We start from the raw sequence: 18,869 nt of genomic DNA, 5'->3' as shown, positions 1-18,869 counted from the left end.
TAGACCATCGCGTTCGTTCAGACGATGGTGTCGAAGAGCCGCAGGATGAACGATATCTGGTAGATAAGCGCCGCCGTGACGAAGGCGATGTGGAAGCGGCGATCGCGCACCAGGATCGCGACGATACACAGCGCAACGAAGACCGGCGTGCGGAACAGATACTCGCTGCCGAAGCGGGCGAAATGCTCTGGCCCTTTCAGCAGCGTGTCGACCACGTCGAGCAGGTAGGTCGCAGCCAGCAGGCCGAAGAACCACGCACGGCGCGAATAGAAGAAATCCTCATAGCTGGTGTAGTCCAGCATCGAATCTGGGAACAAGAGCGCGCACAGCAGGAACAGCGTGATCGCGTAGAAGATGATGAACAGGTACTTGCCGAAGGTCCAGGTTTCGATGGCGTAGAGGCCGAACTCCCACCACCAGAAATGCACCAGCATCAGGAGCACCGAGACGACCCAGGCCAGATGCACGGTATAGAGCTTGTACTGGCCGGGATGCTGGACGATGCGCGCCACCCCCGACAGCAGGCGGGCGACGCCAAGCCCGATCACCATGCCCATGACGATGCGGATATGCGGGAAAATGTCGTGGGCGGAAGCGATTTCGGTGGCCATGCTCGATCACAATGCAACTGTTGGTCGGCCGCATATTGCTGCCTCCCCCCAAGGGTTGCAACGGATAATGCTCGCCCGGTCGAATCGCCGCTTCAGAACAGAAAGTATCTCTGCGCCATCGGCAGCACCGTCGCCGGCTCGCAGGTCAAAAGCTCGCCGTCAGCACGCACCTCATAGGTTTCCGGATCGACCTCGACATGCGGCGTGGCGTCGTTGAGCACCATCGAATGCTTGCCGATGCCGCCGCGGGTGTTCTCGACGGCGACGAACTGCTTGTCGACACCGAGCCTGCCGTGCAGGCCTGATTCGAGCGCGGCTTTCGAAACGAAGGTCACCGACGAGTTGGTCCTGGCCTTGCCATAGGCGCCGAACATCGGCCGGTAGTGCATCGGCTGCGGCGTCGGGATCGAGGCGTTGGGGTCGCCCATCGGTGCTGCGGCGATCATGCCGCCGATCAGCACCATGTCCGGCTTGACGCCGAAGAAGGCGGGGTTCCACAGCACCAGGTCGGCGCGTTTGCCGACCGCGATCGAGCCGATGTCTTTCGACAGCCCATGCGCGATGGCCGGGTTGATCGTGTATTTGGCGATGTAGCGGCGGACGCGGAAATTGTCGTTGTTGCCGGTCTCCTGCGGCAGCGAGCCGCGCTGGCGCTTCATCTTGTCGGCGGTCTGCCAGGTGCGGATCGCGACTTCGCCGACGCGGCCCATGGCCTGGCTGTCCGACGAGATGATCGAGAAGGCACCGATGTCGTGCAAAATGTCTTCGGCCGCGATGGTCTCCTTGCGGATGCGGCTTTCGGCAAAGGCGATGTCCTCGGGGATCGACGGCGACAAATGATGGCAGACCATCAGCATGTCGAGATGCTCGGCCAGCGTGTTGACCGTGTAGGGCCGCGTCGGGTTGGTCGAGGACGGGATGACGTTGGGCAGGCCGCAGACCTTGATGATGTCAGGTGCGTGGCCGCCGCCGGCGCCCTCGGTGTGGAAGGCATGGATGGTACGGCCTTTGATGGCGGCGACCGTGTTCTCGACGAAGCCGGATTCGTTCAGCGTGTCGGTATGGATCATGACCTGCACGTCGTAGTCGTCGGCGACCGACAGGCAGCAATCAATGGCCGCCGGCGTCGTGCCCCAGTCTTCGTGCAGCTTCAGCGAGCAGGCGCCGCCCAGCACCATTTCCTCGAGCGCGGCGGGCAGGGAGGCATTGCCCTTGCCCGACAGGCCGATGTTCATCGGGAAGGCATCGAAGGACTGGATCATGCGGGCCATGTGCCATGGTCCCGGCGTACAGGTGGTGGCCAGCGTGCCGTGCGCCGGGCCGGTGCCGCCGCCGAGCATGGTGGTGATGCCTGACATCAGCGCTTCCTCGATCTGCTGCGGGCAGATGAAGTGGATATGCGCATCGAAGCCGCCTGCCGTCAGGATCTTGCCTTCGCCGGCGATGATCTCGGTGCCGGGGCCGATGATGATGGTGACGCCATCCTGGGTGTCCGGATTGCCGGCCTTGCCGATGGCCGCGATACGGCCGTCGCGAAGCCCGATATCGGCCTTGAAGATGCCGGCGCTGGCATCGATCACCAGCGCGTTGGTGATCACCGTGTCGACGGCGCCCTGGGCTCGGGAAACCTGGCTCTGGCCCATGCCGTCGCGGATCACCTTGCCGCCGCCGAATTTCACCTCTTCGCCATGGATGGTGAGATCCTTCTCGACCTCGATGAACAGTTCGGTGTCGGCAAGGCGCACTCTGTCGCCGACCGTCGGGCCATACATCTGCGCATAGGCGGCGCGGGTAATTCTGGCCATCAGCGATTGCTCCTGAAATGCGGTTGGATTGAAGCGGTGCTGCACATTGCTGCCATCCTATGGTCACGCAATGACCCGCTGGGCGACACCTTCTGATCCCATTTGGCGGTTGAGGTTAGGGGGTCACCCCAGACCGACCGTTTGCCAATCGATGGAAAGGAAGATCCATGCGCAAAACGATAATTCTTGCCGCCGCAGCCAGCCTGATGCTGGCGGGCGCCGCCAGTGCCCAGCAGCAACCCGCGCCACAGCCCGCTCCGGCGCCGGCAACGCCTGCTCCAGCCACGCCCCAGACTCAGCCTGCGGTGCCGACGATCCAAAGCGTCAACATCGTCGACATCACCGAGTTGCCAAAGGACACCCAGACGCAGGTCAACCAGGTGATCGCCCAGCGCGGCGATGACGGCTTGAAGAAACTGCGCAGCTCGATCGATGCCACACCCAAGGTGAAGTCGGCGCTGGAGGCCAAGGGAATGACCTCTGCGCAGGTGGTCGCGGCCAGCATGGAACCCAATGGCGCACTGACCCTGATCACCAAGAAGGCGAGCTGACGCCACGGCACGGCGGGCCGGCATCCGGCCGGCCGGCCGCATCGGGAAAGGAACCTTCTCCGGGCGGCATTCGTTTTGTTCTTTTCGCGCTAACCCGCGCCCCGAAACGATTTCTCTCAGGAGCGAGCGATGGCGACCAATTCTTTCTCGACCGGAATGCGGGCAATCGCCGCTATGGCGTTCCTGGCGGTGGCGGGTCCTGTTGCCGGATTGAAGGCGCAGGGGCTGGAAAGCACTGAGACCGTTAACCGCATCGTCGGCTCGCAGGTCAAGCAGGAAGAGACCAACGCCACCACTGAGGCCGCAAACGTCAACACGGCGATCGACCGGACGCGTGAAAACATCGGTACGGTGCGCAAGACGTCCAAGCTCGACAAGGTCGACATCGTGTTCCTCACCGATGCCGCGCGCAGCGAAGGCGGCCCGCCGCCGGAGATCGAAAGCAAGGTCAAGCAGCATCAGGACGACATCACCGAGCTGCGCAAGGAGATCGAGGCCAACGCGCTGCTGTTCAACGCCATCGAATCGCGGCGCGTGCAGGCGCAGGATGTCCTTGCCGTCGAATTCGGCGATCCCGGAAAGATCGTCATCTACGCCGCGGCCAAGCCATCGAACTGAGCTGAGCGCGCCGGAAGATCTCACAGCTTGCCCATCACCTTCTGCTGAAATCCGTAGATCTCGCGCTTGCCGCCGAGCGGCACCAGCGTGACGTCGCGCTCCTGGCCCGGCTCGAAACGCATCGCCGTGCCCGCGGCAATGTCGAGACGCATGCCCCTGGCGCGCTCGCGGTCGAACTTCAGCCCCTCATTGGTCTCGAAGAAATGGTAGTGGCTGCCGACCTGGACCGGCCGGTCGCCGCTGTTGGCGACTTTCAGGGTGACGGTCGGCAGGCCCTTGTTGAGTTCGATGTCGCCGCTCACCGTGATGATTTCACCGGGGATCATGGTCACCCTCACACGATGCCGAAGGCGAGACCGATGCCGATCGCCGCGCAGGCGGCACCGGCAGCACGGGCCACTCCACGGAACCGGATGCCGAGACTGAGACCGGCAGCGATGCCGGCGGCATGCAGCAACAGCGTGGCGATGGCAAAGCCGGCCATGTATTCAAGCCCGCCGGCATTCTCCGGCACCTCGGTGCCATGCGCGTGGCCGTGGAAAAGTGCGAACAGGCCGATGATGGCGACCCCGGCCGAGACCGGCAGATCGATCGCCAGCGCCACCAGCAGCCCGAGCGTCACGACCGATGCCAGTATGCCCGGTTCGACGAAGGGCAGCGGCATGTGCAGCATGCCCAGCGCGCCGCCGACCAGCATGACGCCGACAAAGGCCGCCGGCCAGGCAAGAACCGCCTTGCCGCCCTTGAGCGCCGCCCACAGCCCGACCGCGACCATCACCGTCATGTGATCGAGCCCGGAAAGCGGGTGCATGAAGCCGGCCGTGAAGGAGGAGGCCGTGCCGATGCCGACATGAGCATAGGCCGGCATGGCAGCGGCCAGCAGCAGGATCGCCGACAGGCAGAGGCGTTTGGCAGGGATCATTCTATTTGCCTTTCGTTTTGCTCGGTCTGGTGTTTACGCCGCCTTGCTGGGACCGCAGCCTTCAGCCTTGAGAACGCGTCTGCGCGACGCCGGATATTTCTTCAGCATCGCTGGCGGGCGGATCGGCCGCGCCGAAAAACCACCGCCGCAATTGGGGCAGATGCCGCCCAACACCTGTTCCACGCATCCGGCGCAAAAGGTGCACTCGAAGGTGCAGATCAGCGCATCCGTCGCCTCCGGCGGCAGGTCCTTGTCGCAGCATTCGCAGTTGGGACGCAGCTCCAGCATCCTGTCCTCCTCAACGGATCGGTTCGTGCACGGTCACCAGCTTGGTGCCGTCGGGAAAAGTCGCCTCGACCTGCACGTCATGGATCATCTCGGCGATGCCTTCCATGACTTGCGCGCGGCTGACGACATGAGCGCCGGCTTCCATCAGTTCGGCGACCGGACGGCCGTCGCGGGCGCCTTCGACGACGAAGTCGGTGATCAGCGCGATCGCTTCCGGATGGTTGAGCTTGATGCCGCGTTCGAGCCGCTTGCGCGCCACGATCGCCGCCATGGCGATCAGCAGCTTGTCCTTTTCCCTCGGCGTCAGGTTCATGCGTTTCCCTGGATTGGTAGAGACAGGCCTATAGTGACCATAATTTGGGCAACCCCGCCCTTCCGTTAAGCAATTCGACGAGTGGAACCAGCCGCTGGCGCAGCCGGTAGCCGTCCCCGGCGTAGAGCCTCGCAAGAAGCTTGCCAGATTTCTTCACGCTCCAGACGCTGGCGCTGCCGTGGTCGCCGACGATCTCCAGAACCCGGTCGAGCAGGGCCTCGGCGCGTGGCGACACCAGAAGCAGCGTCGCCACCGCAATCGCGCCGCCGGCAACCGCCGGGCGGTCGAGCGTGGCGGCGATATCGGGTCCGATGCGGAAATCCTCGGCATGAATGAGGGCGCCATCCTGGCGCACACGCCAGCGGTCATGGAAGTCGCCCTGCGTGGCGCGTTCGCCCATCGCCAGGCGGCCGAAAACGGCGGCTTCCAGCACCAGCGCCTCGGCGCCGACGGCAAGCTCGACCTCGAGCGTGCGGGCAAAGGCCGCCCGGTCGAAGGCGATGGTTTCCTGCGGCAGCCAGGCGATCCGGCCATTTTCGCCGACCGACAAATTGACCCGCACTTCGGCACGGTTGGATGCCGCCCGGTAGATCTTCTCGCAGGCCTGCGTGGTGATCGACGCCGAAGCGGCCGCGCCGACATCCACCTCCCAGGCGATACGGTCGCCGCCGGTCATCCCGCCGGCGGTGTTGATCAGCACCGCTTCGAGCGGATCGGTCGAGACGGCCGGCATTCTTATCTTGGCGGCGCCGTCCTGATAGAGGCGCCGCAGGCGCGTGCGGCCCTCACTGAGCGCGCAGGAAAGCCGCGCGACGCCCGCAACGCGCTGCGTCGAAATCCCGTCATGTTCGCCGTTAGGTTCGCCCATATCCATGCCTGCACGTTAAGCACTCCGTCGGCTTTGTCGATATGGAGTTCGATATAGCTTGTTGCTTGACAACGTTTCGGTTTCTATAGAGGGAACCACCTTGGTACGGTCATGCTGCGCTTGGCGAGGGTATTAAACGACGACGGTGGCTTGATACCAGGAGAAAAAGGGGCGCTGCTCAGTTGGCGTCGGGAAACGTCGAGATAGTGGGGAAGGAACCGAATGGCCGACCAGCTGGCAACGGATATCATCGCGAAGATCAAGGCTCATGCCGAGCCCGGCGGCGAAGAAATCACCACCACCACCGAATTGACCTCGCTTGGCATCCATTCGCTCGAGCTGACGGAGATTATCTTCGATCTTGAGGAAGAGTATGGCATCGAGATCGAGATGAACACGGTCGACGCCTGGAGCAATCTGAAGAATGTCGGCGACATGGTCGAAGCTGTGCGCGCGCTGATCGCGAAAAAAGCCTGAACTGAATGCGGCAGCGCGTTGTCATCACCGGCATGGGCGGCATTTGCGGGCTCGGCACCAGCGCGCCCGCGATCTGGAACGAGATGCGCGCCGGCCGCTCGGCCATCGGCCAGATCACAAGTCCCCAGCTGCATGATTTGAAGGTCAAGGTCGGCTGCGAAATCAAGGCACTTCCCGATCACGGAATCGACCGCAAGCAGACCGTGTCGATGGACCGCTTCAGCCTGCTGGCGACGATCGCAGCCAGAGAAGCCATGCAGCAGGCCGGCCTGGTTTCGAATGAAGCCACCACCTATCGGATGGGCACCGTCGTCGGTGTCGGCGTCTGCGGCTGGGAGGCGATCGAAGAGAGCTATCGCGCCATCCTGATCGAGGGCAAGAACCGCGCCGGTATCTTCACCGTGCCAAAGGTGATGCCAAGTGCGGCCTCCGGCCACGTCAGCATGAATCTCGGCCTGCGCGGCCCGGTCTTCGGCGTCACCTCGGCCTGCTCGTCGTCCAACCACGCCATCGCCTCGGCCGTCGACCAGATCAGGCTTGGCCGCGCCGATGTGATGGTCGCCGGCGGCACCGATGCGCCGCTGGTCTGGGGTATTCTGAAGGGCTGGGAAGCGCTGCGGGTGCTGGCACCCGACACTTGCCGGCCATTCTCGGCAGATCGCCAGGGCCTGTCGCTCGGCGAGGGCGCCGGCATGGCGGTGCTGGAGAGCTACGAACACGCCATGGCGCGCGGTGCCACCATCCTTGCCGAGATTGCCGGCGCCGGCCTTTCCGCCGACGCGTCCGACATTGTCGCGCCGACCGTCGAAGGGCCGACGGCGGCCATGCGCGCCTGCCTGGCCGATGCCGGCTTCAATCCCGAGGATGTCGACTACCTCAACGCCCATGGCACCGGCACCAAGGCCAACGACCAGATCGAGACGGCAGCGATCAAGCGCGTCTTCGGCGACCATGCCTACAAGGTTTCGGTGTCGTCGACCAAGTCGATGCACGCCCATTGCCTCGGCGCATCGGGGGCGCTGGAGATGATCGCCTGCGTGATGGCGATCCGCGAAGGCATCGTGCCGCCGACGGCCAATTTTCGTGAGGCCGATCCCGATTGCGACCTCGACGTCACGCCGAATGTCCCGCGCGAGCGCAAGGTGCGCGCCGCGATCAGCAACGGCTTCGCGTTCGGCGGCACCAATGCCGTGCTGGCCTTCAAGGCTGTTTGAGCCCAGGCGCGCGATCTGCCCCAAACGGGCCGTTCCGTTGACCGTCCGTGCACGACGAAATGGTCACCGCTATATTGATCGTGCCGTGTTGCGCGTCTAATTCTTGGCCCCCCGCCAAACCGCGCCGCTCGGCGCGAATCCCCATTCAGGAGTTTCCATGGCCGACCTGTCCGCCTTTCCGATCGCAACGCGTTGGTCGGCCAAGAATCCGGACCAGATCCAACTCTATTCGGCAACAACGCCGAACGGCGTGAAGATATCGATTGCCCTGGAGGAACTCGGCCTGCCCTACGAGCCGCATTGGGTCAACATCGGCCAGAACGAAAGCTGGACACCGGAATTCCTGTCGCTCAATCCCAACGGCAAGATACCGGCGATCATCGATCCGAACGGTCCGGACGGCAAGCCGATCGGCCTGTTCGAATCCGGCGCCATCCTGCTCTACCTCGCTGAAAAGACCGGCCTGCTCATGCCCATCGATGCCGCGCGCCGCTACGAGACCATCCAGTGGGTGTTCTTTCAGATGGCTTCGGTCGGGCCGATGTTCGGCCAGGTCGGCTTCTTCCACAAATTCGCCGGTCGCCAGATCGCCGACAAACGCCCTCTGGAGCGCTATCGCGACGAGTCAAAGCGACTGCTCGGTGTGCTCGACGGCAGGCTGAAGGGGCGCAAGTGGATCATGGGCAATGACTACACCATCGCCGACATCTCGCTGCTCGGCTGGGTGCGCAACCTGATCGGCTTCTACGAAGCGCGCGAACTCGTCGGCTTTGACGATTTCGTCAATGTCTCGACATGGCTGGAGCGCGGCCTGGCGCGGCCGGCGGTGCAGAAAGGCCTGACCATCCCGGCCAAGGGATAGCCGAACCAGCCTCCGAAGCGCGGCTATTTCGCCTTCGCTTTGGCCTTGGAACCGCCTTTGCCCGTGACGGAAGCAGCGAGCGACGCAGCACCCCGGGCGGCGACCATGACCGCGCCGGCAGCGACGTTGGCCGTCGCCTTGGCCGTGCGCATCGCACTGCCGCTCAGGGAGTCGCTGGAACTCGCGGGCTTCGTCGGCTTTGCGGCTTTCGGCGCGGCTTTCGCTGCGGTCGGCACCACTTTCTTCGGCGCTGCCTTGCCGAAGGTCGGCTTCGCGTCCTTCGAACGGGCTGTCATCGCCGGGCCGGCGCCAGCCTCGGATTGGGTCGCCTTGCCCTTGGCGGGCGCGGGCTTCTTTGCCTTGGTTGCCATTAGAACCGAATCCCTCTTTTGGCACAATTGCCGTGTCGGGATAACGGCCTGAAAGTCTTAAGGTTCCCCTTGCGCAATCCGTCGAATCAAGCGGAAAGGCCGATCACCAGATCGGCAGCCCGGCGCCGCGCCAGCACGCGCTCGATGTTGGGCAGGTCGTTGGACGCGATCCAGGCGCGCGCATCTTCATCGGAGCGGCCATGTCCGTGCCAGCGCTCCATCAGCCGGCGCTCGAGTTCGTTGCGCGGCACGTCGACGAAGATCGAGAAATCGAACAGCGGCGCCAGCCGCGACCACGGCTCTTCGTCGAGCAGCAGATAGTTGCCCTCGACCAGGATGAACTTGGTTTGCGTGGCGACGATCGAGGCGGCGGCGCGCGACAGTTCCATGCTGCGGTCGAAGACCGGGATGGCGATGTCGGGTTCGCCGGCACGGATACGCTTCAGCAGGGCCTCAAACCCGGCAAAGTCGAAGGTTTCCGGCGCGCCCTTGCGCGCGCGCAGGCCGCGCCGCTCGAGCACGGCGTCGTCATAGTGGAAGCCGTCCATCGGCACGACTTCCGAAGCACCTTCGGGCAGCAGTTCATGCAGCCTTGCCGACAGCGTCGACTTGCCGGAGCCTGGTGGACCGGCAATGGCGACGATGAAGCGGTTTGCCTTGCCGGCGCGTTTGAAGATGGTGGCGGCGAGATGGGCGATTTCGGACATGAGAGCCTCGCTTGCCTGGATGATCGGCACGATAATTTCCGCTGTATCTTGTCGGCAGTTGGCGGAAATTTCAAATCGGGATTTGAGCTATTGGAGGCGGTCTTTTGCCAAAGTTGGCGCCGCCCCTCATCGCCCTGCCGGGCACTTCTCCCCGTATAGTGACGGGGAGAAGGGGCCAGCCGCAATCTCGGCGCCTACTCTGTAACGCTGGTAGTTGGCGAAATCGGTGATGAGAGCACCCCTCTCCCCGTCACTATACGGGGAGAGGGTGCCGGCAGGCAGGTGAGGGGCGGCGCCAACTTTGGCAATTGATGGGGACCCTTGAACGAACAGAAGTCAACTGTGCTGTTCGTTCAGGCAGCCGCTGGCCGGCCAATACGCAGGAAATCGCTGTCGAAGGGAACCTCCCGCGCCGCGCCACTGGCCGTCAGCCGCATGCGGCCATCCGCCGTCGTGACCTCCTGCGGCGGCTCGCCGCCCGACAGCGGCATGACGCCGATGACATGGCGAAAGGAAACGCTTTGGCTTTCGCCCAGCGCAAAGGCGGTCGCTACCCCTTCGCGCTTCAGCCAGTTGTCGCCGATCGAAGCGGCATGGCCGACGGCGGCGCGGCCGTCCTCGATGCCGAGCACGCCCAGGTGGCGACCGCTCCAGGGCGCGTAGTCGCGCCCGCCATTGCTGAACCACAGCATGGTGATCGGCAGCTCGGCAGGGTTCTTCAGCACCAGCACCAGATCGTCCTCGGCCTGGCGCGCAAGCGCGGTCCAGCCCGGTCCGCCATGATCCGTCTCGACCAGCGTGAGGAAATCCTCGCGCAGGTCGCCCATGCGGTATTCCGTCAGGTCGAGCGTACCGCCGCCTGCGGCGGGAAAACGGCCGAGATCGGCGGATCGTGCCGGATAGGCCAGCAGGAAGCGGCCGCGTGCGGGATCCGGCTCCAGCGGGTCGTCCAGCGTCGCGGCAAACCGCTTCGGCGAAAAGGCCAGCCTGCCGCCGCCCGTCATTGCCGTCATCGGGTGATGCGCGACCGAAATCGCACCATGGCCGCCGGAAAACACATGTTCCTGGTAGAGGAAGGGATGGCCGTCGCGCAGCGTCAGGATCTTGTCGACGCTGGCGCCCATCACCTTGTGCCGCAGGCGATAGACCGCGCCCCAGCCATCGTCGGTCGCGACACTTTCGACCACATCCCAGGCGCTGTTGGCCGGCCAGCCATGCAGCGGCGCCTCCTCGACATCGCTGCGCGAAAACGGCGCGCAGAGAAAATCGCCGGACAGCCGAACCGTGCCTTCCGGCAGATTGTCCGGCAGCGTCTCGCCCGCATCGACCCAGGGCGCGCGATGCAGCGGCTTCAGCTGTCGTCCGCCACCCTCGACGACCATGTCGGCGATATGGCCGACCGTGAGGTCGAGCGAAACCGAAATGCCCCGGGCCTTGATGGTGTGGATGGTCATTGTGCTCTCACCGATTCTGCAGGCGCAAACTGGCCTGTTCGGCGGCACTTGCGCAAGCATTGCGGCAGGCATTTTGCATCAGCGCCCTTTCACCCTCCCACAAGGGGGAGGGTGAGCGCAGCTACTGCCGCTTGTATTCCCGTATCGGCGACTTGGTGTCGTCGGTGTAGGTGACCTGCACCGACATCGATTTCACGCTATCGGCGACCTTGAAATAGGGCTGGTAGTCGTAGGGGATGGCGTAGGGATCCTTCTTGTCGCAAGGCGGCATCTCGATCTCCTTGTCGAGCGCCGCGCCGTTCAGGCTGTAATGCACCTGCTTGATGGCGCAGCGGTAGGACAGCATCTGGGTGAAGTAGACCAGCCCGTGATTGCCGCTGGCATCGAAGGCGATCCACGAGGTCCAGAACTGGTCGAGGATCTGCTTGTTGCCTTGCTGGAGCGCTGTCTCCGGGTCGAAGCGGATGTCGAACGGGCCGGTCTCGCGGCCCCTGATGTCGAGATATTTGATGGCGATAATGCCGGCCACGGTGCTGTCGGGCATCTCGAAGCTCGGATTGGCCATCGGCTTGCCGGTCGTCTGATCGTTCATCGCCAGGAAACCGGTGTCGGTGAACGGACCGCTGTCGCCCATGCGCCAGGAGATGGCGGTTGCCGGCTCCGGCAGCGAGATGGTCATCGACCAGCCCTGGTTTGAACGCATCGGCGTCAGCGAAGGCACGAAGCGGGAGGGGTCGAGCACGTCGCCGAGTGCGGCCAGCCGGCTGCGGCTGCGGTCCAGCCAGTCGGCGAGCTGCGTCTGGTCGACGAAATATTTGAGCAGCCCGCCATCCTTTTCGTAGGACACGAACCTGGTCAGTGCCTTGGCCTCGTTGCGCTTGTCGGCCAGCGTCTGGGCGCCGAGCCGATCTTCCGAAAACTCCTGCGCCAACAGGAAATAGGCCGGCGCGAAATCTGGATTGGCTGATATGAAGGCGTTGAGCTTGTCGAGGCGCTGGGCGTCGTCGAACTGCTGGATATGCACCAGCTTGATCGACAGCGCCTTGCCCTTGTCGGCAAGCGCGCCGAACACTTCGCGCGCGCCGGCCTTGCCGTCCTGCACCCGAAGCAGCGTGGCAAAGCGCGTGTAGGGGTCGATGGCGTCGACGTCGAAACCGGCAAAGGCGAGGTAGGAGCGCCGCGCATTGAGCATGTCGCCGGACAGCTCATAGACGCGGGCATTGTGGTAGAACTCGTCCGGCCGCTTCGGCTCGGCAATCGCCCCGCCTTGCGCGGCCAAGGCGGCAAAGCCCTTGGCGATGGTGTCGATCGAGGCGGCGATCTGCTGCGTCGTTTCTTGCAGCTTCTCGGTCTGGGCCTGCTGCTGCGCCTGGCCGGCGGCCAGCGTCTCGGTCTGCTTCTTCACCTCGTCGGTGGTCTTCTGCACCTCCGCCGTCTGCTGCGTCTGCTGCTGCTGAGCCGAGGCGATCTCGTCGGCCTTTTTCGCCACCGTGTCGGTCGTCTGCTTGACCTGTTCGACCGTCTTTTGCGTTTGCGTGACGGTCTGCTCGATCCTGGCCACTTTTTCGGACACGATCCCCATCGACTGCTGCAGCCCGGCAATGGCCGGCACCAGGCTTGCGATCACCCCGTTCTGGGCGTTGGTCTGCTGCTGCAGGCCGTAGACACCGCCGGCGACGGCCGCCGCCGTGGTGGCGAAGATCAAGGCCGGCAGCGCTCTGGCCGCCAGCACCAGCCTGAGCACGATGGCAATGGCGATGATGATTGCGGCCACCGCGGCGATCAGCGCGATATAGGCGGCGAACGGCGCCAGCGGATTGAGGATGTCGGATACCGCACCCCCGATAAAGGCGACGCTGCCGGCCCATTTGCCGGTGCGGCTGAGCGATGCCCTGATAAGCGAGGGCGCTGCGCCCCCGGCCCCGATATTCGTCATGCCAAGCCCCCAAGCCCTGAGATACCACGCCCCTTCCCACGGGAAACGCGGCCCTGGCAAGGAAAGACACGGGAAAACCGGCGTTTTCGGGGCAGATGCTCGGCGGTGCCGATAGCCGACGCCGGCGCTGCCCCTCATCCGCCTGCCGGCACCTTCTCCCCGTGAACGGGGAGAAGGGAGATGCCGCGGCGTTGGCGTTCACTCTGCGACGCCGGCGGTTGGCGAACCCGTCGAGGAGAGCGTCCTTCTCCCCGTTCACGGGGAGAAGATGGCGGCAGCAGATGAGGGGCGGCGCCAAGCTCTGAAAATATGCGCAAACCTGGGCAAATGCCTTGCTGCCGCCATTAACCAAATGGACGCATCACATGCGTTACGTTAGCTTCGCCGCATCTCAGCAACAGCCGACCCCAGAACAGACTTGCCCTTGTACAACCCCCTTCCGCTCATCCAGAGATTTTTTGCGGCACTCGCCCTGCTGGTGCTGCTTGCCGGCTGCGCCACGACGCCGCCGGACTCGGTGCTGGCCGTGCCGGCGCCGGCGCAGAAATATGCGGCCATCGTCGTCGACGCCAGGACCGGCAAGCAGCTGTTCGAGGTCAGCTCGACGGCACAGCGCTACCCGGCCTCGCTGACCAAGATGATGACGCTCTATCTGCTGTTCGAGGCGCTGGACTCCGGCCGCGTCAGCAAGCAGACGCAGATCCCGGTTTCGGACCATGCCGCCTCGCAGCCGCCGACCAAGCTGCGCTTCCGGCGCGGCGAGAGCATCGATGTCGATTCGGCGATCCGCGCCATCGTCGTCAAATCGGCGAACGACGTGGCGGTCGCGGTCGGCGAATATCTCGGCGGCTCGGAGGATCAGTTCGCCGCCATGATGACCTCCAGGGCGCGCCAGCTCGGCATGACCAGCACCATTTTCCGCAACGCCTCCGGCCTGCCCGACGATGGCCAGATGACCACGGCGCGCGACATGGCGGTGCTCGGCATGGCGCTGCATCGGCGCTTTCCCCAGCAGTTCCACTATTTCTCCGAAAGCGATTTCATGTTCCGCGGCCGGCTGGTGCGCGGCCACAACGACATGCTCGGCCGCGTGCGCGGCGTCGACGGCATCAAGACCGGCTACATCAGGGCGTCGGGCTTCAACATCGTCACCTCCTACAATGCCGACGGCCGCAATCTGATCGTCGTGGTCATGGGCGCCGACTCAGCCCGCCAGCGCAACGACCATGTCGAAGCGCTGATCCAGCGCAGCCTGTCGCCGACCATGGACGGCACCAAGACCAGGCTGATGTTCGCCGAGCAGTAGTGGCCGCGGCGCGGTTCGCGTCTGGGTGCACGGTGACGGATAGGAATTTTTTCTTGACCGATGAGGGCAGTTATGCTACTGTTTTGGGTATGGTGCTGAGTCGCGCCAATTGACCCACTGGAAACGTGACCCGCCCGCAAGGCGGGTTTTTGTTGCCCGCCGCCGCGCCGCCTTCTCCCGCAGCCCTGGCGCCGTTTAGCGAAGACATCCATCGCTTCGTCATCCTAGGGCGGAGCAAGGAGCGAAGCGACGCGGCGCAGACCCTAGGATCCATGCCGCGACTTCAAAGCGCCGCAGCGGTGCCGAATTCTGCTCCGCTGCACCCTCCACAAACGTCCCGGCATGGATCCTCGGGTCTACGCGTCCGCTTCGCTCCCGCTCCGCCCGTGGATGACGAAGTTGGTGAGGCTTCGGCCAATCTCGAACGTCTCCACACGCCCTGAGGGGCGAGCCGCCGCCAGCCACATCACCTCCCCGATCAAAACCACTTGTCCGGCCTGCGAAATCCGTGTCCCGCGCTGGCTATGCGCCGCCACCTCTGTCTATCGTCGCCCAGCACCTTAAGGAGCCCACCATGAGCACCGTCCCCAAAACGCCCGAGCAACCGGAAGACAACCAGCACGACAGTGGCGGCGAATATTTCGAGGCCCCGATCATTGGCGAGCTGGAGGCCGATCCGGTATCGGACGAGCACTTCGACACGCCCGAAGTGCCGGACTCGGAACCCGCCGGCCCCGGCGCCCACCGTGGCAAGCCGAAGAAAAAACCGTCGGCGATCTCGGGCCGCAAATTCCGCAAGCGCGATCTGGTGCGCATCGACACGCTGCGCCCGAGCCTCGCCGACCGCATCCGCTCGGACCATCCCGACCTGCCGGCCGGCGCCCGCATCAGCCGCGCCGAGCTCGGCCGCTACCGCATGCGCTACATGGAGGAGCTGCTGCAGCAGGAGCACGGCGAATTCTCCGAGCTCGATCGCCAGGTGGTCGAATCGATCGCCCGGCAAGACACGATCTCCGAAAACTCGGAGGAGGAATTCGAGGAGCACCGCACCTTCGCCGACCGCGTCTCCGACAACATGGCGGCCTTCGGCGGCAGCTGGTGGTTCCTGATCTCGTTCGGCAGCGTGCTTCTGGTGTGGATCGGCATCAACCTGATCGCCGGCATGAGCGCCGCCTTCGATCCCTATCCCTTCATCCTGCTCAACCTGCTGCTCTCCTGCATCGCCGCCATCCAGGCGCCGATCATCATGATGAGCCAGCGGCGGCAGGAGTCCAAGGACCGCCTGCGCTCCTTCAACGACTACCGCGTCAACCTCAAGGCCGAGCTCGAAGTGCGCCATCTGCACGAAAAGCTCGACTACCTCATCTCGCGCCAATGGACGCGCCTGGCCGAAATGCAGCAGATGCAGCTGGATGCCATGCATGAGCTGGCCGGTGCCAAGAAGCCAAAGCGGGCGGTGCGCGGAAGGCGGACGGTGAAGAGCGAGGCGGCAACCTCATAGCCGGCAGCGTGCACGCACCGAGCCAAGTCGCTGCGCCAATCACCAATTGCCCGTTGAAGCCCGCCCCGGCTTCCGCTAAGAAGCCGTGACTTGCCGGTTCACCGGCTGGTTCGTTTTCCGGATTCCGGGAAGCACCCGTAGCTCAGCTGGATAGAGCGCTGCCCTCCGAAGGCAGAGGTCACAGGTTCGAATCCTGTCGGGTGCGCCAACGGCTATATGTTTTTAGGCACTCGGCGGGTCCAGCAGCAGCGACTATGGTTCGCAATCGCCGGCGTTAGTCGATCTGTTGTGTTGGGGAGCGCAGTGAACGCAGTTGAGATCGAGGAAGCTGTTTCTGAGCTGTCAGAAGCCCCGTTCGATGCGGGTGAGTTTCCGTTCGCTTTCCTTACCGCCTTCGGGAACAAGGAAACCACGATCAAGCGTCTGCGGAAAGGCGAGTCCAATAAATCTGATTTGGGCGGCGTTCTTCAAACGAACAACATCCACATCGCCACCTGCAAGCCTGGCGAAGTCACAAGGGCGCTTGCAGCACTGAAGGCCAGCCCGGCAACAGCAAGAGCAAAAGCGCGCTTTGTATTGGCGACGGACGGCGACCTCTTTGAGGCGGAAGATGTCACTTCCGATGACCCGCCAGTCGCCTGCCGCTATGCGGATTTTCCTAACCATTTCGGCTTTTTCCTGCCGTTGGCGGGGATTACAACAGTTAAACAAATCCGCGAAAGCTCTTTCGACATTAGGGCCACGGGGCGCTTGAACCGCCTCTATATCGAACTGCTGAAAGACAACCCGGAATGGGGTGCAGTCGATCGGCGCCCTGATATGAATCATTTCATGGCGCGGCTGATCTTCTGCTTCTTCGCGGAAGACACCGACATCTTCAACGGCACCGGCTTGTTCACGGCCACGATCGAGCAGATGAGCGCACGGGACTCGTCCAACACCAATGAGGTGATCGGCGAAATATTCCGCGCGATGAATACGCCGATCAAGGATCGCGCCACGGCGAAGCTGCCGCGCTGGGCCGATGGCTTTCCTTATGTAAACGGCGGGCTGTTTTCAGGCAGCACAGATGTGCCGCGCTTCAGCCGCATCGCTCGGTCCTATCTGCTTCACATCGGCAGTCTCGACTGGAAGAAGATCAATCCCGACATATTCGGGTCGATGATTCAGGCTGTCGCGGATGACGACGAGCGTGGCGCGCTCGGCATGCACTACACCAGTGTGCCGAACATCCTGAAGGTGCTGAATCCGCTGTTCCTCGACGAGTTGCGAGAGCAGCTTGGGGGGGCAGGAGACAATGCCCGTACGCTGCTCAATCTGCGCAAGCGCATATCACGAATTAGGGTCTTTGACCCGGCCTGCGGCTCCGGCAATTTCCTGGTCATAGCCTATAAGGAAATGAGGGCGATCGAAGTCGAAATCAATCGACGGCGTGGCGAGCCGGATCGACGCACGGAAATTCCACTAACCAATTTTCGCGGGATCGAACTGCGCGATTTCCCGGCCGAGGTTGCGCGTCTTGCGCTTATCATCGCAGAGTTTCAGTGCGACGTTCTCTATCGTGGGCAAAAGGAAGCACTGGCCGAATTTCTACCGCTCGACGCGCAGAACTGGATCACATGTGGCAATGCGCTGCGGCTAGACTGGCTAAGCATCTGCCCGCCCACCGGAACTGGTGTGAAGCACCACGCTGAAGACTTATTTCACATGCCATTTGATCAGGCGCAGATCGACTTTGAGAATGAGGGCGGTGAAACGTATATCTGCGGAAATCCGCCATATTTGGGCAGCAAACGGCAAACTGAAGAGCAGAAATCAGATCTCGAGGCAATCTTCGGAGAATTAACAAATAACTGGAGATCGCTAGACTATGTTGCTTCATGGTTTATGAAGGCGGCAAATTATGGAAGGCACACAAAATCTGCAGCTGCGTTTGTTGCGACGAATTCCATTTGTCAGGGACAGCAGGCGTCTATTCTATGGCCTCTTATATTCAAATCAAGGCACGAGATTTTTTTTGCTTATAGTTCATTCAATTGGAAAAATTTAGCTAGTAATAACGCTGGAGTAACAGTTATAATTGCTGGCATTTCGTCGTTGTATACCGGTGTGCGTCGAATATTTGAGCCCGGTGAACGAGGTTCCTCGATCGTACGAGAAGTGTCCACCATCAATGCATACTTGATTCCGGGATCTAATGCGATTGTGGAAGCTCGAAGGAGCCAGATATCCAACCTGCCAGAATTTGATCGCGGAAACTCCCCTACCGACGGCGGCAATCTTCTTCTTGATAGAAATGACCTGGCTGAAATGGGTCTGACCGAGGATCAAGTTCATAGATTTGTCCGCCCATTCGTTGGATCTTTCGAATTAATCCGAGGAGCAAATCGGTATTGCATCTGGATTGAAGACCGAGACGTTAATGACGGATTGTCAGTCGCGGCGATTGCCGATCGAGTGGCGCGCGTTCGATCTTTTCGCCTCGAAAGTACAAAGGCCGCAACGAGAAAGGCCGCCGAGTGGGCTTATCGCTTTGATGAGAGGAAGCCTCTGCCAAGCGTACCAACAATTTGTGTACCTATTACGAGTTCGGAGAATCGCGAGTATCTGCCCGCGGGCTTGCTTCCTGCGGAAGTAGTAATTTCAAATCTTGCGTTTGGCATGCCTTGCACTAAGATTTGGGTATTAAGCATTGTGGTGTCACGGATGATGCTTTCATGGGTCGCCGCTGTGTGCGCGCGAATGAGAACCGACTACAGATTTACAAATACTCTTTGTTGGAACACTTTTACCCTCCCGGCGCTCACCGAGAAGAACAAGGTTGATCTGACCCGTTGTGCCGAAGACATACTGCTGGCGCGCGAGGCCCATTTCCCGGCGGCCATTGCCGATCTCTACGACTCCGATGCTATGCCCTCTGATCTGCGCGAGGCTCACGAGCGCAACGACGACGTCCTTGAGCGCATCTATATCGGCCGTCGGTTCCGCAATGATACCGAGCGACTGGAAAAGCTTTTTGAGATGTACACAAAAATGACCGCGCGCAAGCGGCAACCAGCTTAGGG

19 protein-coding genes and 1 tRNA gene are annotated in these 18,869 nt (G+C 62.6%); 9 read left to right on the top strand and 11 right to left on the bottom strand.

All coding sequences use genetic code 11. The features are described 5' to 3' along the window. Positions 1 to 17: 17 nt before the first annotated feature. Together EJ079_RS05540 and ureC are read right to left on the bottom strand one after the other, a co-directional pair. Entirely contained in the window at positions 18 to 611 is a 594-nt protein-coding gene (locus tag EJ079_RS05540) for a hypothetical protein (protein WP_127808320.1), read from the bottom strand. Positions 612 to 703: 92 nt separating this feature from the next. Continuing rightward, positions 704 to 2,419, bottom strand: a complete 1,716-nt coding sequence (gene ureC, locus EJ079_RS05535; protein WP_164873923.1) for an urease subunit alpha — start codon at positions 2,417 to 2,419, stop codon at positions 704 to 706. A gap of 164 nt (positions 2,420 to 2,583) precedes the next feature. Between ureC and EJ079_RS05530 the strand changes: the two genes are divergently transcribed. Both EJ079_RS05530 and EJ079_RS05525 read left to right on the top strand, forming a co-directional pair. After that, complete coding sequence (locus tag EJ079_RS05530) at positions 2,584 to 2,967, top strand: hypothetical protein (protein ID WP_127808318.1); 384 nt, start codon at positions 2,584 to 2,586, stop codon at positions 2,965 to 2,967. Between the two features lie 129 nt (positions 2,968 to 3,096). Next, positions 3,097 to 3,585 (top strand): hypothetical protein, encoded by a 489-nt coding sequence (locus tag EJ079_RS05525; RefSeq protein ID WP_127808317.1) that lies wholly within the window; start codon positions 3,097 to 3,099, stop codon positions 3,583 to 3,585. A gap of 20 nt (positions 3,586 to 3,605) precedes the next feature. Here EJ079_RS05525 and EJ079_RS05520 read toward each other — a convergent pair whose 3' ends face one another. The 5 genes from EJ079_RS05520 to EJ079_RS05500 are packed head-to-tail and all read right to left on the bottom strand — an operon-like array spanning position 3,606 to position 5,976. Next, a complete protein-coding gene (locus EJ079_RS05520; RefSeq protein ID WP_127808316.1) occupies positions 3,606 to 3,911 on the bottom strand; it encodes an urease subunit beta in 306 nt (101 codons plus the stop codon). Positions 3,912 to 3,919: 8 nt separating this feature from the next. Beyond that, entirely contained in the window at positions 3,920 to 4,507 is a 588-nt protein-coding gene (locus tag EJ079_RS05515; protein ID WP_127808315.1) for a HupE/UreJ family protein, read from the bottom strand. Positions 4,508 to 4,540: 33 nt separating this feature from the next. Further along, positions 4,541 to 4,795, bottom strand: coding sequence for a DUF1272 domain-containing protein (locus tag EJ079_RS05510; protein ID WP_127383075.1), 255 nt, complete (start codon positions 4,793 to 4,795; stop codon positions 4,541 to 4,543). A gap of 10 nt (positions 4,796 to 4,805) precedes the next feature. Next, positions 4,806 to 5,108: an urease subunit gamma gene (locus EJ079_RS05505; protein ID WP_127808314.1), complete on the bottom strand. Its 303-nt coding sequence runs from the start codon at positions 5,106 to 5,108 to the stop codon at positions 4,806 to 4,808. A gap of 28 nt (positions 5,109 to 5,136) precedes the next feature. Further along, on the bottom strand, positions 5,137 to 5,976 hold the full coding sequence (locus EJ079_RS05500) for an urease accessory protein UreD (protein ID WP_127808313.1): 840 nt from the start codon (positions 5,974 to 5,976) through the stop codon (positions 5,137 to 5,139). A 222-nt stretch (positions 5,977 to 6,198) separates the two neighbouring features. Here EJ079_RS05500 and EJ079_RS05495 point away from each other — a divergent pair, with 222 nt between their 5' ends. The 3 genes from EJ079_RS05495 to EJ079_RS05485 all read left to right on the top strand — a co-directional run bounded on the left by EJ079_RS05495 (position 6,199) and on the right by EJ079_RS05485 (position 8,529). Further along, the gene (locus tag EJ079_RS05495) at positions 6,199 to 6,453 is read left to right on the top strand and encodes an acyl carrier protein (protein ID WP_013528393.1); all 255 of its coding nucleotides are present in this window, start codon (positions 6,199 to 6,201) and stop codon (positions 6,451 to 6,453) included. A gap of 5 nt (positions 6,454 to 6,458) precedes the next feature. After that, positions 6,459 to 7,667, top strand: coding sequence for a beta-ketoacyl-[acyl-carrier-protein] synthase family protein (locus tag EJ079_RS05490; protein WP_127808312.1), 1,209 nt, complete (start codon positions 6,459 to 6,461; stop codon positions 7,665 to 7,667). 157 nt (positions 7,668 to 7,824) lie between these two features. Next, entirely contained in the window at positions 7,825 to 8,529 is a 705-nt protein-coding gene (locus tag EJ079_RS05485; protein ID WP_127808311.1) for a glutathione S-transferase N-terminal domain-containing protein, read from the top strand. Positions 8,530 to 8,552: 23 nt separating this feature from the next. Here the strand turns inward: EJ079_RS05485 and EJ079_RS05480 are convergent, their stop codons facing one another. The 4 genes from EJ079_RS05480 to EJ079_RS05460 form a co-directional block, all read right to left on the bottom strand. Beyond that, positions 8,553 to 8,900 (bottom strand): hypothetical protein, encoded by a 348-nt coding sequence (locus EJ079_RS05480; RefSeq protein ID WP_127808310.1) that lies wholly within the window; start codon positions 8,898 to 8,900, stop codon positions 8,553 to 8,555. A gap of 86 nt (positions 8,901 to 8,986) precedes the next feature. Further along, entirely contained in the window at positions 8,987 to 9,607 is a 621-nt protein-coding gene (locus EJ079_RS05475; protein WP_127808309.1) for a nucleoside triphosphate hydrolase, read from the bottom strand. Positions 9,608 to 9,960: 353 nt separating this feature from the next. After that, positions 9,961 to 11,061: a hypothetical protein gene (locus tag EJ079_RS05465; RefSeq protein ID WP_127808308.1), complete on the bottom strand. Its 1,101-nt coding sequence runs from the start codon at positions 11,059 to 11,061 to the stop codon at positions 9,961 to 9,963. Positions 11,062 to 11,182: 121 nt separating this feature from the next. Beyond that, the gene (locus EJ079_RS05460) at positions 11,183 to 12,997 is read right to left on the bottom strand and encodes a methyl-accepting chemotaxis protein (protein ID WP_127808307.1); all 1,815 of its coding nucleotides are present in this window, start codon (positions 12,995 to 12,997) and stop codon (positions 11,183 to 11,185) included. A gap of 424 nt (positions 12,998 to 13,421) precedes the next feature. Here EJ079_RS05460 and EJ079_RS05455 point away from each other — a divergent pair, with 424 nt between their 5' ends. The 4 genes from EJ079_RS05455 (at position 13,422) to EJ079_RS05435 (ending at position 18,867) form a co-directional block, all read left to right on the top strand. Beyond that, positions 13,422 to 14,303 carry a D-alanyl-D-alanine carboxypeptidase family protein gene (locus tag EJ079_RS05455; protein WP_245481817.1) on the top strand — a complete coding sequence of 294 codons (882 nt, stop codon included), beginning with the start codon at positions 13,422 to 13,424 and terminating at the stop codon, positions 14,301 to 14,303. 574 nt (positions 14,304 to 14,877) lie between these two features. Beyond that, entirely contained in the window at positions 14,878 to 15,804 is a 927-nt protein-coding gene (locus EJ079_RS05445) for a DUF1003 domain-containing protein (RefSeq protein WP_127808305.1), read from the top strand. A gap of 131 nt (positions 15,805 to 15,935) precedes the next feature. Then, positions 15,936 to 16,012: transfer RNA gene (locus EJ079_RS05440), tRNA-Arg, on the top strand. A 95-nt stretch (positions 16,013 to 16,107) separates the two neighbouring features. Next, positions 16,108 to 18,867: a DNA methyltransferase gene (locus tag EJ079_RS05435; RefSeq protein WP_127808304.1), complete on the top strand. Its 2,760-nt coding sequence runs from the start codon at positions 16,108 to 16,110 to the stop codon at positions 18,865 to 18,867. Positions 18,868 to 18,869: the final 2 nt, after the last annotated feature.

Source organism: Mesorhizobium sp. M7A.F.Ce.TU.012.03.2.1 (assembly GCF_004006095.1).
Classification (GTDB): Bacteria; Pseudomonadota; Alphaproteobacteria; order Rhizobiales; family Rhizobiaceae; genus Mesorhizobium.
This window is presented reverse-complemented; position numbering and strand designations above follow the sequence as displayed.

Excerpts from the sequence above, each read along its gene's own strand:
- EJ079_RS05540 (WP_127808320.1), bottom strand. The coding sequence starts at position 611 with ATGGCCACCGAAATCGCTTCCGCCCACGACATTTTCCCGCATATCCGC.
- EJ079_RS05530 (WP_127808318.1), top strand. The coding sequence starts at position 2,584 with ATGCGCAAAACGATAATTCTTGCCGCCGCAGCCAGCCTGATGCTGGCG.
- EJ079_RS05525 (WP_127808317.1), top strand. The coding sequence starts at position 3,097 with ATGGCGACCAATTCTTTCTCGACCGGAATGCGGGCAATCGCCGCTATG.
- EJ079_RS05520 (WP_127808316.1), bottom strand. The coding sequence starts at position 3,911 with ATGATCCCCGGTGAAATCATCACGGTGAGCGGCGACATCGAACTCAAC.
- EJ079_RS05515 (WP_127808315.1), bottom strand. The coding sequence starts at position 4,507 with ATGATCCCTGCCAAACGCCTCTGCCTGTCGGCGATCCTGCTGCTGGCC.
- EJ079_RS05510 (WP_127383075.1), bottom strand. The coding sequence starts at position 4,795 with ATGCTGGAGCTGCGTCCCAACTGCGAATGCTGCGACAAGGACCTGCCG.
- EJ079_RS05505 (WP_127808314.1), bottom strand. The coding sequence starts at position 5,108 with ATGAACCTGACGCCGAGGGAAAAGGACAAGCTGCTGATCGCCATGGCG.
- EJ079_RS05500 (WP_127808313.1), bottom strand. The coding sequence starts at position 5,976 with ATGGGCGAACCTAACGGCGAACATGACGGGATTTCGACGCAGCGCGTT.
- EJ079_RS05495 (WP_013528393.1), top strand. The coding sequence starts at position 6,199 with ATGGCCGACCAGCTGGCAACGGATATCATCGCGAAGATCAAGGCTCAT.
- EJ079_RS05490 (WP_127808312.1), top strand. The coding sequence starts at position 6,459 with ATGCGGCAGCGCGTTGTCATCACCGGCATGGGCGGCATTTGCGGGCTC.
- EJ079_RS05485 (WP_127808311.1), top strand. The coding sequence starts at position 7,825 with ATGGCCGACCTGTCCGCCTTTCCGATCGCAACGCGTTGGTCGGCCAAG.
- EJ079_RS05480 (WP_127808310.1), bottom strand. The coding sequence starts at position 8,900 with ATGGCAACCAAGGCAAAGAAGCCCGCGCCCGCCAAGGGCAAGGCGACC.
- EJ079_RS05475 (WP_127808309.1), bottom strand. The coding sequence starts at position 9,607 with ATGTCCGAAATCGCCCATCTCGCCGCCACCATCTTCAAACGCGCCGGC.
- EJ079_RS05465 (WP_127808308.1), bottom strand. The coding sequence starts at position 11,061 with ATGACCATCCACACCATCAAGGCCCGGGGCATTTCGGTTTCGCTCGAC.
- EJ079_RS05460 (WP_127808307.1), bottom strand. The coding sequence starts at position 12,997 with ATGACGAATATCGGGGCCGGGGGCGCAGCGCCCTCGCTTATCAGGGCA.
- EJ079_RS05445 (WP_127808305.1), top strand. The coding sequence starts at position 14,878 with ATGAGCACCGTCCCCAAAACGCCCGAGCAACCGGAAGACAACCAGCAC.